This window comes from Agrobacterium sp. 22-214-1 (assembly GCF_053522465.1).
In genome coordinates, this window is sequence record NZ_JBNWCK010000001.1 from 225,596 (window position 1) to 240,597 (window position 15,002).

Below are 15,002 nucleotides of genomic sequence, written 5' to 3' on the forward strand. Positions count from 1 at the left end.
GATGCAGTCAACGACGGTGCAAATGCTGCTTGCGGCACGTCTTGTTGCCGACTACGCCAGAGAATTGGGCGCCGACACCGAGCGGCAGGAGATCCGGCCAGTCTACGAACATATGGGCGCTCTCTTGGCGGACTCTGTCCTGCAAGCTGGCTTGAACTACAACTCCGTCGTCCGACCGAGAGTGGAAGCAATCCTTGCGCAGTTCCCGCATTGTGACAGGACAAGCGAGCTCGTACGGGTGGTGAGTTGTGGCCAAGCCGCGACATTTCTTAACTGGATACACGCAGAAAAGATCGGACGCTTCGAGTCGCTCGTCGGATTTCTGGATAGCAGTTCCATCGAGACGGTATCAGATCTTGAAGAGGCACTGCATCAACCTCAGTTCGTCGCGCTCCTGCGGGAAGTGAGAGGTATCGGCCCCAAGACGGTCGATTACATCGGTTGTCTAGTCGGATTGGATTCGGTTGCCGTTGACAGGCACGTCAGGACCTTTGCGAGAAGGGTAGGCGTCAACAACGACGACTACGATTTCCTCAAGTCTGTCTTCTGCTGCGCTGCCGACCTTCTATCGCTTTCACGTCGTCAGTTCGATGCTTGGGTATGGCGCAGGGAATCGTCACTCTCAAACCCCCAGATCGAGTTCTCCTTCTAGTTTGCGGAGCGGACACCTTCACTCCGATTCCACTCGGGCACGGCGTCGCTCAGAGCCAGCTCTGCCTCCGCCCTCAGGTAAAAGACCTCTCTTAGTTCTTCCCGAGGGAAGGCCCGTTCCAATCCGGCTGCCATGCAAATGTGCCTGACGGCGGCGGAGTGGAGTCCCGAGCGGCGGCAACACTCGGCCAAGCTGACGTAGCGCTCGCGGAACGCGCCGGCCACCTCCGGCGCGATCACGCGCTGGGGAATGCTCGTCACGGCATTTCGAATGGTTCCTGTCTCAATCAGCCCCCTAGCGAGGAACTGGTAGATCGAGTTTGGGGAGGCTTGAAGCAGCTTACTCAGGTCTGTCACCGTGAGGTGATCCTCTTCAGGTTCTGTCGATCTCGCTGGCGTGAGCGCTGTCTCAACCTCGTCGACGGCAAGCAGCAACGACATGATCCCTGACTTGGTGCTGTCGATCCCGACGGATTTCAGGTCTCCTCGGATGAGAGCGTGGAGGATGGAGATCAGTGTCGCACGCAGCGAACGGCCGACGGCCTTGATAGACATGAGACCGTCGACATCTGTGGTGTTCGCCTTCGCCAGCAGCGAGTGTAGGAACTCATCTAAAGCACGTCGGGAATATCTCTCCGACATCTCGGCGTCTTCATCCTTGGGGACGGCTACTGAGACGAGTCCATTGCCGACGAGAAGGTTGAACGCGGAGATGGTGACGCCGAGCATCTTTGCAGCCTCGGTGGCGCGGACAAGGTCGTTCAGGAGGGCAACAAGCCTTCCGACATCCGCTGCCGCGATCGCGGGAATATCGGTGCCGGGGAGGGTGGTGATGCCTCCGGTTTTCATCAGATACTTTCTGAGAAGCCGATCCGAAACGCCATATCGCTTGTGGATTGAATTCAAGCTGATGAACTTGGCATCGCCGCCTTTGCCGAAAAGGATGGTGGTGTCGGTCAGCGGTAGGTTCTCGAATGCATAGGATCTGACCGCATCCTTCACAGGCTCGTAGGCGGGGTCAGCTTTCTTGTTCGCCAGGATCTCATGGAACTTGCCGAACAGCTCGTTGCCGCCGTGACTGGCTCGCACGCTGTCGTGCCGACGATAGAGATCATCGATGAAGCGGTGCAGTCCGGCGGTTCCGACCTTGAAGATTTCGAAACCCTTCGCTCCCGCTTCCCAGCGTTGGCGGTCGGATTTGTCCGAGATCGTCACGTCTTTGCCGTGGAGCGCGACCATGCCCGCAAGCTCGCATACGTCCCCGGCAACGAAGAGAGGTAGCGGGTCGAGAAAGTCGTTTCCGGGCTTGCCGCCACGCAGCCTTACTGTCACGTACTCTTCGAATGCGGTGAACGGCTGATCCACGACTTCCCGGCTAGCCACTGCGACCTCGCGCCTGAGGTAATCGAGCGACCAGCACAGGTCATGGATATGATCTGGCTGACCGTGCGTTCCCGCGGATGCCAAGGACTGACAATGAACAGGGCAGGTTCGGATGAAGCGCGAATACCACGACTTCCTGATGTACTTTCTCGACCGGGGCTTGATGTCATCTCGCAGCTCGTCTTCGGCAAAGCACGCCGGGCAGAATTTCAGCACTCCGCGCATGTAGAACATGAAAGGGGTCTCTTCACCGGCGACCCATACCGTCTTGTCGCCGCAGCGCTTTACTGCGGCGCTATCGAGCAATTGATGGTTGATGCCTGAAAGCTCAGAGAGCCTCGTGACCGCGTCATCGTTCCCTGCGATAACCGACCTGAAGGAAAAACCGAAGTCCTGGCAGAACTCAATCGCCGTCCGGGCATTTGCCCAGGCGAAACGAGAGGTGAAGCTCGTCAGGCTCTCGTCCTCCATCAACGGGACGCTGAACAGCCGCATTACTTTCGTCCCTTCTTCGACGGTTTGAGGATAGTAACAGGACCCAGACTGCCGTCGCGGTTGACCGGACGAATGATGCTGCGCCAAGCGGGTTCCGCGAAGACGTTGTCGTCGGTTCCCTTGCTCTTCGCCAGTCGCGCGTAGGCTTCGATCCAGTTCTCCGTAGAGACTTCGCCCTGTCCCATCTCGAGGGCATCTTCGATCGCATAGTAGATGAGCTGCATGATGAGGCCAAAGCGGCTTCGCGCACCATGCATGAGCCGCTCAATGAACTCGTGCGGCTGATCGGACGACATCCTCAGCCCCGCTCGATCCTCGACAAGCGTGTTGACGATCCACTCCACGTATTCACCGTCGTCTTCGAAAGTGGGATTCGCCACGACCAAGGGGTCGGTGCGCCGCTCCATCTGCTCTGCGGGATCCCGTTCGATGACGGCCTCAATTTCCGGCAGCCCAACCAGAGCCAGGTGGACTGGCCATGATTTGTCCTGAAGCATGTTCTTCATGGTATTGGCGACGAAGGCGGGCCCCTTGATCTTGGGTGCTTCCAGAACATGCTGGAATTCATCGATCACGAGGAGCCGAACCCCGTAGTTCCGGAGACTTCGCTGGAGCTTGTGGTATACGGAAGTTCCACGGCCGACGACGGTGCTCTCATATCCGAGGCGTTCCAGGATCTCTGTAGCGAGGTCGGTCATTGTGCACGCAGGCGGGGCTACCACATAGAGGATCGGGCGCATCTCATTGCCGTAGCCGTCGTCGTAGTCCTGGAGAGTGGCGAGCGATTTAAGCGCCTTCGCCACGATGGCGCTCTTGCCAACGCCGGATTCGCCCATGATGATGAGGGCGTGGCCCGGCTCGCGCTCATCTTGGATGCCACGCTCGATGCGCCGGAGCTTCACCAGCAGTTCGTCATCGTTCTTTGTCTTGAAGTATGTGCCACGCACGCTCGCCATGATGTCGAAGATACGCTGGTTCGCCGGATCCAGCGTTGTCCTGCTATGGCTCCGTTCGCCGCCGCTCAGCTCATTCATGTGGGCTCCTCACTTCTCGTCTACTTTCCAGTCCGGATTGAACAGTCGCTTGCGCTGAGATGGCTTTGCCTCGACGCGCCCGGCATCCTCGTCATCGGCGATCCTGCGTGGGCTTCGAGTTCGCCGCCGAGCAGACGCGGTCCCGCTATCCTCCGAATTGGCCTCCTGCCGCGCTTTCGCGAAACGGTCAGGATCAAGAGGAGCCGAGATGCTGGGTCCAATGATATCGCTGGCGCTGCGGATGACAGGCGCCGGCGGCAGATCGGGTGGGCTGTCGTCAAACTCTTCTGGAACATAGTCTCCCCAGTCCTGATTGGCCTTCGGCTGGAACAGGACGTTCTTGAACAAGGTTCGGTTCGCATCAAGAAGATCGGCTTCCGTGACAGAATGTGCGGCTACGTTGTTCCTCTCCTCAGCAACTTTGATGTCGTGCTCGGTTTCTCTGAGGGCTCGCCGGATGATGCCGAGATCCTTCTGCTTTTCCGCTGAGAATCTCGCGTCCATCCACCGTTTCGCGGCCTTCCAATGGGCGACTGACACGCCCTCGAATCCGGGGATGGGAGTCCTCACGAAGTAGGACCCCATGCCGTCGGTCGTTTCGAGACTGATTGCGCTGATATCCCAGATGTTGACCCGGAAGCTGACCTTGCCATCCTTGTAGTTGGCAAAGAGTTTCTGGAGTCGTCTGTCGAAGTAGGGAATCCCGAGAAACTTCACGCCGTGCCGTCCGATCTTCTGGTCGCGAACTCTCACGTCGAAGATGCGCTCCTCCTTTTTACGCAGCCGCCGAACCTGGTACTTTTTGGTCATCACCGTCCATGCCTGCAGCGGCGTCATGTTGTTGAGGCCCTCGTGCGGGGTGTGGTGGTAGGCGTCCACGATGAGCCTGACGAGCAAACGGGCGAACTCCTCGAAGTTCAAGGATGCGGTCCCCTCAGAATCGTAGGCCCCACGCACAATAGGATTTCCGAAGGTCCGTCCGCTGAAGAGGTGCATGAACTTCTGGTTCTGAGTGCGAAAGTACCGTTCGATCGATCCGCGCATCTTGGCATTGCGGACTGGTGGGATCAGATGGGTGCCGCAGAGATTTATCACGGCCATCTGGAAGTCGCGCTGGTTGAAGGCAGAGCCGGAGTCCGTTGCCACTGTTTCGGGCGGCCCCTCCTGGGGCCACGGAGACTCGCTACCCGCGAACAATGCGACGCCTTCCTTCGGAGATACTGCCATGGCAAGGGTTTCCACCCCCGAGCGACCTCCGGGATCGGATCTTAGCAGGCGGAGCGCCAGGATACTCTTGGTCCCCACGTCGATAGCGATAGAGGCCCAGAACCGCATGGCCTTGATCTTCTTCTTCGTCTTCTCGTCCAGCAGGCCATCGAGGCCAGTGCCCTCGAGAAGGTTCATCACATCGAGCTTGGTCTCATCGATCTCGATGCGCTCCAAAGGCTTGTATAGTCGCTGGCCCGCTCCAGTGATCTGGAACTCGTCCTTCGCGGCGTCCAGCCCCTTGTGGGCGAGTGAAAGGTGCAGATCCGAGAGGCGTTTCTCCGCCCATCTCTGGAACGTACGCAGGGATGGCCTGTCTTCCTCGGGCAGCGGGGCAATGCGCGGGTCCTGAACGAATTTGTCATAGTAGTCTGATGCCTCCGGTCTTTTCGCGCTGGGGACCTGAGCGATGTAGTCGTAGGCGATCTCGATCACGTCTTTGTCGAACGTCGACTTGTGGAGCGACTTGCCCCGATAGTTCCGGACTAGAGAGTATGGGTTCCCGCCGCACTCCTCATAGCGTTGCACAAGCCGGAGGAACTGGCGCGGCGTAACCCGCGTAAGAGGATCCCAGTCATCCTTGGGCGTGCCGCCGCGCTTCGGCTTCCACAGATCGTCCCAAGCCTTGTAGAATTGGGCGGCGCCATCCTCCGTCTTCTTCCATGTTTCGGCTCGATAGCCCTCGAGGAACTTTGTGACCATCAGGTAGCGACTGGCGGCGTAGGCCGGTAGATCCCCCTTGTCCGCTGCTTGCGCCCGCTTGAACGCATTGTCCTCTGCGAACCAGTCCGGATCGCTCTTGAGTGTCCGCTCGTGCACCATTCGGGAGATCTGCAGGTGCTCGGGTTGGAATACATCCACGCCAGGGACGACGCGTCCGGTCTCATCGACCTTGGTGAAGATGTAGCCAAGGCCGTCGGGCCTTGGCTTCGCGCGGTGGGGTTTCCCGTAGATCAGGACGCGATCGTTCTCGTTGAACCCGAACGTCGTATAGTAGACTTCATCCTCGCTCACGCGTGGTACTCCACATGCCTGATCCACGAAGTATGGGTCAGGATACTGTTATCATCGGGAGCGAGATGCTCGATCAGCCCGTCACCGATCAGGTTCCACATCGCGTTCCAGCCTGCGCCTTCCTCGCCAAACTCCTCAAGGAGGCAGAAGACCCGGATGGGCTTTCCGATCTCCTTCAAGAGCTTATAGAGCTGCGTGTAGTTGCGCGTGTTGCGAAACTTCCGCGCGCGGAGAATTTCACGCGCCCGGTAAACAAGTGCTTCAGTGATCGCCTCCTCCGTGAGCATTTCGCAACGATCCGCATGGAAACGCAGAGTTTGGTTACGAATGTTTTTCAGGGTGCGGTCGAGGTCTCCCGAACGATCGCGATCCTTAGGGCGGCAGGCAAAGAGCACGACCTCTCCATTCGCGAATACGACGCGAAGATCGAAGAAATGCTCTTGTACGCCGCGTTCATCGACGTACGTCACCCTGTACTGCGTCTGCACATCCACGACATCGAGGCGTGACCAGAAGTACTGGGCGCACTCGAATTCGAAGAGGCTCTCGAAGTAGAGGTACGTGTTGCGGCCCGGATAGGCAGCAATCAGACGACAGGAGCTGGTCGACTTCATGGAGAAGGCGCGGTCCGCGGGGGACGGCGTCATCCACCACGTCACCTCGAAGCCGGCGGCCTCCTCAGGCGACAGATATTTCCGCGTCTCTTTCCGATGTGGCGATAATGCCTCCGACGTAGTCGTCGTCCACCTCGGCAAAGGTCGTCAGGACGTCCGACCCCTTGAAGGGGTCGAAGCCGTGGCGGAGGGAGTGATATGTTTCGATCAGCATGCGTGCGTTCATCGTTGCTCCTCCTTAGTGCTTGACGGCGCTGCCGAAGACGAACGAGCCGAATTCGGTTTCCCAGGTGGTTTCCTCGGCGGTCGATGCTTCCTCGTCCTCGGACAACAAGCCGAACGCAGGCAGCGGAAGCAGCTTGTCCAGGTGGAGGCCATCATCCAGGTCGCCTTCATCGAACAAGAGCGTCATGGCAACGAGCTCGTCGAGGCGGGCCGAAAACTTGTAATTCGGGATCGAGGCTGCAGCGGTGCAGTCGGCCACGAACTCTTCGAACGTCGGATACGGGATCAGGCCTTCACCCTGGTAAAGGCGAAGGGCATTCGCCGCATCGATCTCCTCAAGGTATGCCTTGAAGGCACCGCACAAGTCGACGAGGTTGGCGGACAGGCTGATGGTGGTGGACGGATGGTAGTTCATTGCAGGCCCCTTTCTGTCGGGCAAGAGTTGACAACGGTGCGCATGCGCGTGCCGTAAAGAAGGCTGGAGTGAAGGGAGATCAGCGAGAACCGCTGGAAGGGACGACGAGATGGCTCGCCGGGCGGGGATGCCCGGGCGGAGATCGTGTCGGCCGCGCCGTCATGACGCCTGCAGGAGGGAGGAAGGGAGGAGGAGGTGGAAGTCATTGATGTCCCCGGTTTCGTTTCAGTTACGAAGAGGGACAGCCGCGCCACATAGGCAGCGGCAAACCATGCCGATGCCCTAGATGGCTGTGAGGCGGCCGTCCCGCCTGGCTATCGATATGGCTGAAGAGGACATGACTTCTTTCCTTGGTGTTGACGGCACCATGCCATCAACGCGCTGCGAACATAAAAGGCCCGGTGAAAATTGGCAATAGAATAAGGCTAACGAAATCAGTGTCTTGAACGGTTAACGCCAGCATTAACGCCAATCCTAAGATTTTACCCTTCTCTCGGAACTCATCCGGAACATTCACGTCGTCCGGCTGACGTCAAGTAGTTTTGCTGTGGCAGAATGCGTATGTTGTATAAATAATATTTGATACATGGAATTTCGGCGCTTAGGCATTGTTAATACAGAGAAATTGTTGGGGTGTATGCGATAATTCGGATACTGTAAATATATACAGAGAGATTTAGTTTAAGTATCCTCAGGCATTGCTTGGCGTATTCTTTGCTGTCGTGTAGCGACTGTGTGCCCTTGTCGCTTGCGCCGCCTGCTTCGAACCTTCCTGTCGGAGGATCGAAGCATGGACAACAAGACAATCAGTCAATGGCTGCTCGCTCGTGGATTCAACATGGTCAGCAGCGGCACCTATGAGAGCGCTTATGGCGTATACAAGGTGCGAGTGGCTCTGCTCGGTGGGAGGGGTTGCACTTCGGTGCATAAGCAGAACCGCAAGCGCGATCTCGCCGACTTCAGTTTCGACCAGGTGCGGACGGATCGCCATGGGATGCTCAGAGGCGCGGGTCTTGATGACTTCTTCATTTGTGCGATGAAGTCGGGCAGCCCGGCGCCGAAATGGTTCCCGGACAACTTTCGCCGCGAGATCTACCGTCATGCGGCGAGCGTTCCCCTCCCTGTTGAGAAGCCATCGACGGCGGCGCTTGCAATGCGGTGGGCAAGGGACAATGGCTTCACGAGAGTGGGGCCCGTCACGTTCCACGCGGACTACGCGGACAGCACCGTCGAATTCCACGTGGGAACGAAGGGGGTGGTCACCCACATGACAACCGGATTCCGCAGAGATCTTCTGATGCGAACGCCTCTGCGCTCGGTCTGGTTCGATTCCACCGGCATGATCCGTGGAGCCGGGCTGGACGAATGGTTCATAAAGGAAATGGAGATCGGCGGTGAACCCCCGATGTGGTTCAACAAAGAATTCCTGGAGAAGCTTGGGACCTGCCGCGACAAACCTTCCTTCAGATGAGGCTGTCTCACAGCGTCGGTAGTAGTTCATCGTCATGGCAATCCTCAATTTCGTCGATCCGAGGGAGAAAGAAATCTGTCTCGGCAGGCACGTGCCACTGTGATTCTATCGGTTGATAAACTCCGGGCAGGGGGAACAACTGATGGATCTTCAGATAGTCCCGGACATTTCCAGTGACAATCGGCATGCCGTGGGTGATTGCGACCGAAGCAATCATAAGGTCATGGCCCATACGCGTGGCCCTTTCGCCGCGTTGCACTGTCCACATCTCTCTGAGGCATGGCACCGACGTCATCTGAGCATAGACGTAGGCAACCTCAGTGTTCATCTCCGGCATAGGAAAGTCGGTGATCAGGATGTCGTTGACCCACGCCATGATGCGGGCGGCTCGCTCGGGGTCGTCGCGCTGTTTTAAATGGGCGCCACGCATCAATTCTGTTATGACGGGATAGCAGATGTTGAGGCGGTGAATGCCAACCTGGAGGAGCCAGGATCTTAGGCCCGGTGGGGGACGCGTTCTTCCCGAAAGGCTGACAATGTCGGTGTCTAGCAAAAGCGGAGGTTCGGTCATTGCGGGTCCTGCTTGCTCGAGCTTGCTTCGGATGTTTGATGTGAAGGCCGCGTCGCGCCGAGCGGCTTTGTTCACATCCGACAGACATCCCGAGAGAGATTGCAAATGACGAAGACCTGGCAGCGAGACGAAGCCGAGGCGCACATCCGGGAAGTGCTGGACGCTGCCAAGACCCATGGCTCCCAGACGGTCATCGACCGGGACGGTACCTACGCGATCGTCTTCACACGGCGAAAGCAAGGCCTGGAGAAGCTGTTCTCCAAACCAGGTCCTCTCCGCGAAGGCGACCTCTAATGCTGAAATGTATGTTTGACTGGTCCGGACCGTAGCCGGTGATTGCATGCGCAACAAGATGGGTTGCGGAAAAATCTGTAGCTGTTGTAGCTACAGTCTTGACGAATCAGATCATATTTTTTCTTGAAGCGCGACAAAATCACGTTTTGCGATCATTCATCCTCCGGCGGCCACTCGCCAGGGAGGCCGATCAGGTCGGCCAGCAAACTGCCTTCGATGCGCCCGTATTCGCCGGTGTTATCGAGCGGGCCGAAGCCGGGAAGCGGCAAGACACTGCGGGGCAACGGGTTAGCGGCGAACGGATTGTATGCGAGAATTGGGTGCCAACGCTCGTCGCGGAGCTTCCATAGATTCGGTTCGGGCAGCAGGGCGATGGCGCTGACGTTAGTGTTGCGGGCGTCGCCGTACCTCCCCCAGAAGCCGTCAGCCGTCCGATCGTCGTAGGTCTCCATGCTGCCGTCGGCAAGTCGCCGAAACCTGACGCTAGGGCTGCCGAAAAGGCCATCGATCAGGGCATCCTCCACATGGTCGCCAACGGGGATGGACCCCTTGCAGTCGGCGACGACAATAAGATACGGGGTCTCCTGAATTCCATATTTTCGGGCCTTGTTCTCCAGCGCGACGCGCAGATCGAGATGTGGAGACACCGACCGGAGGCCAGTCATCGCGGCCCCGATCTTCCGCTCGTAGCTTTTTTCCTTGTTGAAGCCGCCGAGAAGCGTGAGGTCGAACTCCCAATCCTGAGCTCCGAATGTCCGTCTGGGCGACACTCTCGGATCGTCGCCACATTCATTGCGCGCCCATTGCTCAACCTCGGATTTCAACTTGGCCACGCTCGGCGCGGACTGGCCATGCGTCCGCACCTCGTAACCCAGGAGCCACCCCGGCGGTAGATTCACTGTTTCTAACCCATTGTAGATCGCGGCCTCGCGGTTGTCGCGGGCGACCGTCCGCACATCCGGTCCGAAGGACGTCACTTCGACGAAGGCGAGGATTTCACCAGAGCCGCTCCTCACCAAGAAGTCCGGCCTGTTCGTCGGATGGGGGCAGGCAGGATGGATTTCCACTTCATGGCCAAGGCGCCTCAACGCAACGTATGTCACGATCTCCGCAAGAGCCTGCTCGTACTGGGCGTCGTTGCGGTTCTTCATGCGGCTCACCAGATCGAGCTGCTCGCCCGAAGGGAACTCCCCAATCCAACCGTTCACCAGGTCGCGGTACACAATGTAAGGATTCCGGCCGGAGCTGTCATAGAAGTCGAAGCATGGCTCTCCAGCGCGGCGGGGCGCCCTTCGTGTGCGGTCCTTCTCCTCGAATAGCGCCATCGAGCAATCACTCGGTTTCGGTGCTAGGCCGCTCGAAGCGCGCAAGTGCCTGGATGACCCGAGATTTGTTCCCGTCCGATGGTACCTTGCGAGTGGATATTTGGACCAGCTCGGTTTCCAGCATCTTCAGGCGCTGGATCTTCTCGCGGATCTCTGCAAGCTGCTCGGCTGCGATGCGGTCCGCCTCCATGCTCGGCATGTCCGGACGCTCGCTCAGGTCGATTAGATCCCGGATGGCATCGACGCTTAGGCCGAGATCACGGGCATGACGGATAAAGGCGAGACGATCCTGCTCGTCTTTGGTGTAGCGCCGCTGGTTTCCTTCCGATCTTCCTGAAGGGGCGAGCAATCCTGTCTGCTCCCAATAGCGAATGGTGGAGACGTTCGTCCCCGTTGCCTTGGCAAGTTCGCCGATCGTAAGCATCGAATCCTCCGGGTATCGCACGTCAAGCCACGCTACGGGGCCGCCAAAGTCAGGGAATTTCATCTGCAAATCAAGTCTTATAATCGGATGCCCCGTCACGACATGCGAAGGATTCAACGTGGCTAATCCGCGGTCTGCCTGCTGCAGAAAAAGTGCTCATGCCGCCATGGGCCCTGCATGTAGGACCATAGATCAAAGCCTTCCATCCAGAGTGTCCTTCTGACAAATTCCGACGATAGCATGTCGTATAGAGCGTCCGCCTTTTGCCAGTGCACCTTGTTCTGCACCGTCACGTGTGGCCGCCAAGGCTGAAGATCCTGCGGTCCGAGCCACGGCCTGAACGCAGCTCTCAAATCCTCTCTGATGTGGGCCAGAATTTCGCTTTCGAGAACGAAGGACACGCCGTTGCCCATGTTGCGGACACCGGTCACTTTGACCTCGACCCTTCCCATCATCTGCCCTGCCTGTCGAAGGATGTCATCTATCTGAAAACGATGCTCCGCGGCGAGCTTGTGGAACATGGGAATGTGCGCGCGCAGGAAGTTGCGGTCCCGAGGAAAAGAAGCGCGTTCGGAGCTCGTTGAAAAAATATAGATCTTCGTCGCCGACATGCGCGGTCAAGATCAGGGAAGGCTGCAACATCTGCTCGATCTAGGTCCTGCAAAAAGAGAAACAAGCCGCTTGACGTCGGAAAAAACGTTCTCTAATTGTTCCGCTATGAGCAACTTTAGCGCCCTCCTTTTCCGAATAGGTTGACCGATCCCGGGACGGATCCCGGATTGCCGTATCATCCTGTTTATCGGAGGGAAGGTCATGACGACCTTTACTGCTCATGCCGCAGGCGATGAAGCTTGCGATCTCCCTGACTTCTACAATTCCCGCTTTCCCAGCGCCACGTTGAAATGCCGCGGGCGCACGCTGTATCGCTCACAGGAAGCAAGCGATTACGCGTGCCTTCTCGAACTTGACCCCGACGTGATTTCCTGGCGCTGCATCACGCAGCCGTTTGTCAATGACTCGCCCGCGCGCAAGCCCCGTTACCGCCATGTCGACTTTGCGGTGCAGAAGGCGGACGAAACGCTACTGGTGGACATCTGGCGCGGCCCCCCCGAAAAAATCACTTGGCTGCCGGGCGTCGCCGAGCGTCTAGGCTACACCTACCATCCAATCTCGATCTTCGACCTTAATCCGACACGAATTCAGAATGCGCGTGACCTTGTCCGCTATGGCGGACGGGAGGCTGCTCTCGGTGACCGCATCCGCATCCTCGCGGGTCTTGACGACATGGGATCCCTCACACTCGCGGAATGCCTTGGGGCCGTCAGGGAAGGCGCTCCGATGTGTTCGGTTGCCAACATGATCCTTCGGGGAATGCTCGAGGTCGATCTCGATGAAAAGCTGCTCGACCCGGACACCATCGTCCGCCGCGCGCGGTCATAGGAGTCAATCATGAAATGGCCAAAATCGGACGAGCGCAGGGATGTGCTCGAAGTGACGACCTATGCCAACTCGCTTCGCGTTCCCTTGCGCCGCTGCGGGATCTTCCTGAAGAAGGGCGACAGGGCGGTGGGGCTTCTGCTTCCACCGGGCGCCGACATGGAGAAGTACCAGCGCGCAGTGAAGATGGTCCTCGCGGCCGCTGGCATTCTCCATTATTCGGTGCAGAGCATCACGACTTCCGGCTTCAAGAAGGAAGTCAATTCGGACGACGCATTGAAAGCTCTCGCGCATTCGGCGGCCGTAATCGTGCTCATCGCGAATGATGCGGACGTGCCCGATGAGGTGACGGTCGCCGTCGAGCGCATCGAGGAGGTGAGCGCCGTCAAACCGTATCACCTGATCCTTGCCGCGAAGGTGGCGATGGGCATCGTGATCAACCGGGAGCAGGCGGCAGAGCTTGCTTCGTATTCCCTACCGCTCGTGTTCTCCGCGATCAGGAGGTCTCGACCCATCGAAGTCTCGCTTGAGAAGCTCGCCGCGTCCGCGCAGGTCAGGAAGCCCGTCGTCTGGGAGCCTCGGATCGAGCAACTCGCGGGTTACGGGGCCGCCACGCAATGGGCGCTAGATCTTGTGGAGGACCTAGAGGCCTGGCGCAGCGGAACAATTGCCTGGACTGACGTCGATGCAGGCTTGCTCCTGAGTGGACCTCCCGGCTCCGGCAAGACCCTGTTCGCAAGCGCGCTCGCACGATCCTGCGGCGCGAACTTCGTCGCCGCTTCAAGCGCGCAGTGGCAATCGCGGGGTCACCTCGGCGACATGCTGGGGGCCATGCGCAAGACCTTCAGGGAGGCGGTCAACAATGCGCCAGCCATCCTCTTTCTGGACGAGTTCGATTCCTTCGGCTCCCGGCAAAACCTGAGGGGAGACAGCGCTGCCTATGGACTGCAGGTGATCAACGCGCTTCTGGAGCATCTTGACGGCGCATCCGGACGGGAAGGGGTCGTGGTCATCGCTGCGACGAACAGGCCTGATGACATCGATGAAGCTTTGCGGAGACCGGGGAGGTTGGACCGCCATATCCAGATCGAACTGCCGGATCTGGAAGCACGGGAGCAGATCCTGTCGGCGCATGTCGGTGTGCCTCTGCCCGCGGACGAGATGCGCGCGATCGCCCTGGCGACCAGTGGCTACTCCGGCGCTGGTATTCAGCAACTCGCCCGTGACGCACGCCGCGCAGCACGGAAGAGCAGGAGGCCTGTCTGTGGTGCGGACTTCCTGGCGATTGTGCCCCCTGTAGCCGCGCTCGGAGACGATGAGAGGTGGCCGATCTGTGTGCACGAAGCAGGGCACGCGATTGTTGGGCTCGCGCTTGCGACAGGCCAGATCGAGGCCATCGTTGTTGCAAGGGAAGCAGGACATCGTGACGAGAACTTCGGGCACGTTGAGTGGCGTAGGGCGGTGGTGCGTAAAAGGACCCTCCAGATGTACCGCAATGAAATCGCCATGCTGCTCGCTGGGAGGGCGGCCGAACAGGTGATCCTGAGCGAGGCCTATAATGGTTCCGGAGGAGCGGAAGGATCCGATCTTCATCGAGCAGCCGACATCGCCACCGTCCTGGTGGGCGGTCACGGCTTATATGGCCTTGGATACACGCGCATCTCCCGTTCCCGGGATCTCGACCAGCTTCGCACCGAGGACCCCGTTTTGAGAAGGCGCGTGGAGCGACTACTCGCCGAGGAACTGGCACGAGCGGAGGAGATCATCCGAGAGCGCCGCGACGACGTGAAGCGCATCGCAGAAGCGCTTCTGCGGTCGGAAGTTCTATCAGGCTCCGCCACAAGTCGGATACTTGCAGGTGATCCTGGCTAGGTCAGCGAACTAGCCAGCGGTCGAAGACGATCGTCGGACGCCGGGGAGTCGGATGAGGACGCGGACCGCTGTGCTGGCAGCACAGCGATTGGAGCCTTTGGCACAAGCTCGTGAGAACGGACAGTGGCAGCCCGGCAGCATAGACGCTGGCGTCAAGATCACTGTCCTTCCGCATCATCGCAATGGAGGTCGAGATGGCATGCATCGGTAAAAGTGACGTGGACAATGGCGGCGATGGTTGCCCCGGAGTTGAGCCGGGAAAGATCGTTGAAACCGCTGGCGAAGCTCTGGAGAAGGCTGGCTTTACGCCTTCCCAGAAAGGGCGCAGGATTCTTGGCCAAGGACGACCAAGGGAAACCTTGAAGAAGCGGCCTTATCAAGCGGATAAGACCGGGGAAAGGAATGCCGCCGATGAAGCGTCTGGGGACAAACCCAAGGAGTGAGTCCGCCTGGAGGATATCCCTTGGGAACGGCCAGGTCAGCGAGAGCCTTGGTCTCCCGGGTGCCCGAT

Annotated in this window: 16 protein-coding genes; 6 read left to right on the forward strand and 10 right to left on the reverse strand. The window is 58.7% G+C overall.

Annotation, left to right across the window (positions count from 1 at the left end):
• The first annotated feature begins 1 nt into the window (after position 1).
• On the forward strand, positions 2 to 652 hold the full coding sequence (locus ACQZ5G_RS01205; RefSeq protein ID WP_448742653.1) for a hypothetical protein: 651 nt from the start codon (positions 2 to 4) through the stop codon (positions 650 to 652).
• Here ACQZ5G_RS01205 and ACQZ5G_RS01210 read toward each other — a convergent pair.
• Genes ACQZ5G_RS01210 through ACQZ5G_RS01235 form a run of 6 tightly spaced genes read right to left on the reverse strand, consistent with a single transcriptional unit; the run spans position 649 to position 7,097 of the window.
• On the reverse strand, positions 649 to 2,529 hold the full coding sequence (locus ACQZ5G_RS01210) for a TniQ family protein (protein ID WP_448736733.1): 1,881 nt from the start codon (positions 2,527 to 2,529) through the stop codon (positions 649 to 651). The two genes, ACQZ5G_RS01205 and ACQZ5G_RS01210, sit on opposite strands and share 4 nt — an antisense overlap.
• The gene (locus ACQZ5G_RS01215) at positions 2,529 to 3,563 is read right to left on the reverse strand and encodes a TniB family NTP-binding protein (RefSeq protein WP_448736734.1); all 1,035 of its coding nucleotides are present in this window, start codon (positions 3,561 to 3,563) and stop codon (positions 2,529 to 2,531) included. Before ACQZ5G_RS01215 ends, ACQZ5G_RS01210 begins: the two co-directional genes overlap by 1 nt.
• 9 nt (positions 3,564 to 3,572) lie before the next feature.
• A complete protein-coding gene (locus ACQZ5G_RS01220; RefSeq protein ID WP_448736735.1) occupies positions 3,573 to 5,843 on the reverse strand; it encodes a hypothetical protein in 2,271 nt (756 codons plus the stop codon).
• Entirely contained in the window at positions 5,840 to 6,490 is a 651-nt protein-coding gene (locus ACQZ5G_RS01225; RefSeq protein ID WP_448736736.1) for a hypothetical protein, read from the reverse strand. Before ACQZ5G_RS01225 ends, ACQZ5G_RS01220 begins: the two co-directional genes overlap by 4 nt.
• Before the next feature lie 31 nt (positions 6,491 to 6,521).
• Complete coding sequence (locus ACQZ5G_RS01230) at positions 6,522 to 6,683, reverse strand: hypothetical protein (protein WP_221138458.1); 162 nt, start codon at positions 6,681 to 6,683, stop codon at positions 6,522 to 6,524.
• Positions 6,684 to 6,695: 12 nt separating this feature from the next.
• Positions 6,696 to 7,097: a hypothetical protein gene (locus ACQZ5G_RS01235; protein ID WP_448736737.1), complete on the reverse strand. Its 402-nt coding sequence runs from the start codon at positions 7,095 to 7,097 to the stop codon at positions 6,696 to 6,698.
• Between the two features lie 790 nt (positions 7,098 to 7,887).
• Here ACQZ5G_RS01235 and ACQZ5G_RS01240 point away from each other — a divergent pair.
• On the forward strand, positions 7,888 to 8,568 hold the full coding sequence (locus ACQZ5G_RS01240; RefSeq protein WP_448736738.1) for a hypothetical protein: 681 nt from the start codon (positions 7,888 to 7,890) through the stop codon (positions 8,566 to 8,568).
• A gap of 7 nt (positions 8,569 to 8,575) precedes the next feature.
• Here ACQZ5G_RS01240 and ACQZ5G_RS01245 read toward each other — a convergent pair whose 3' ends face one another.
• Complete coding sequence (locus ACQZ5G_RS01245; protein ID WP_448736739.1) at positions 8,576 to 9,139, reverse strand: type II toxin-antitoxin system VapC family toxin; 564 nt, start codon at positions 9,137 to 9,139, stop codon at positions 8,576 to 8,578.
• A 105-nt stretch (positions 9,140 to 9,244) separates the two neighbouring features.
• Between ACQZ5G_RS01245 and ACQZ5G_RS01250 the strand changes: the two genes are divergently transcribed.
• Positions 9,245 to 9,433 carry a hypothetical protein gene (locus ACQZ5G_RS01250; protein ID WP_448736740.1) on the forward strand — a complete coding sequence of 63 codons (189 nt, stop codon included), beginning with the start codon at positions 9,245 to 9,247 and terminating at the stop codon, positions 9,431 to 9,433.
• 152 nt (positions 9,434 to 9,585) lie between these two features.
• Here ACQZ5G_RS01250 and ACQZ5G_RS01255 read toward each other — a convergent pair whose 3' ends face one another.
• The 3 genes from ACQZ5G_RS01255 to ACQZ5G_RS01265 all read right to left on the reverse strand — a co-directional run bounded on the left by ACQZ5G_RS01255 (position 9,586) and on the right by ACQZ5G_RS01265 (position 11,793).
• Entirely contained in the window at positions 9,586 to 10,758 is a 1,173-nt protein-coding gene (locus tag ACQZ5G_RS01255) for a hypothetical protein (protein WP_448736741.1), read from the reverse strand.
• A 7-nt stretch (positions 10,759 to 10,765) separates the two neighbouring features.
• Entirely contained in the window at positions 10,766 to 11,182 is a 417-nt protein-coding gene (locus ACQZ5G_RS01260) for a MerR family transcriptional regulator (protein ID WP_448736742.1), read from the reverse strand.
• 122 nt (positions 11,183 to 11,304) lie between these two features.
• A complete protein-coding gene (locus tag ACQZ5G_RS01265) occupies positions 11,305 to 11,793 on the reverse strand; it encodes a 2'-5' RNA ligase family protein (protein WP_448736743.1) in 489 nt (162 codons plus the stop codon).
• A 202-nt stretch (positions 11,794 to 11,995) separates the two neighbouring features.
• On the opposite strand from ACQZ5G_RS01265, the gene ACQZ5G_RS01270 reads away from it, so the two are divergent.
• The 3 genes from ACQZ5G_RS01270 (at position 11,996) to ACQZ5G_RS01280 (ending at position 14,934) form a co-directional block, all read left to right on the forward strand.
• Positions 11,996 to 12,622, forward strand: coding sequence for a hypothetical protein (locus ACQZ5G_RS01270; protein ID WP_448736744.1), 627 nt, complete (start codon positions 11,996 to 11,998; stop codon positions 12,620 to 12,622).
• A gap of 9 nt (positions 12,623 to 12,631) precedes the next feature.
• Complete coding sequence (locus ACQZ5G_RS01275; RefSeq protein ID WP_448736745.1) at positions 12,632 to 14,491, forward strand: AAA family ATPase; 1,860 nt, start codon at positions 12,632 to 12,634, stop codon at positions 14,489 to 14,491.
• A gap of 194 nt (positions 14,492 to 14,685) precedes the next feature.
• Positions 14,686 to 14,934: a hypothetical protein gene (locus ACQZ5G_RS01280; RefSeq protein ID WP_448736746.1), complete on the forward strand. Its 249-nt coding sequence runs from the start codon at positions 14,686 to 14,688 to the stop codon at positions 14,932 to 14,934.
• Positions 14,935 to 15,002: the final 68 nt, after the last annotated feature.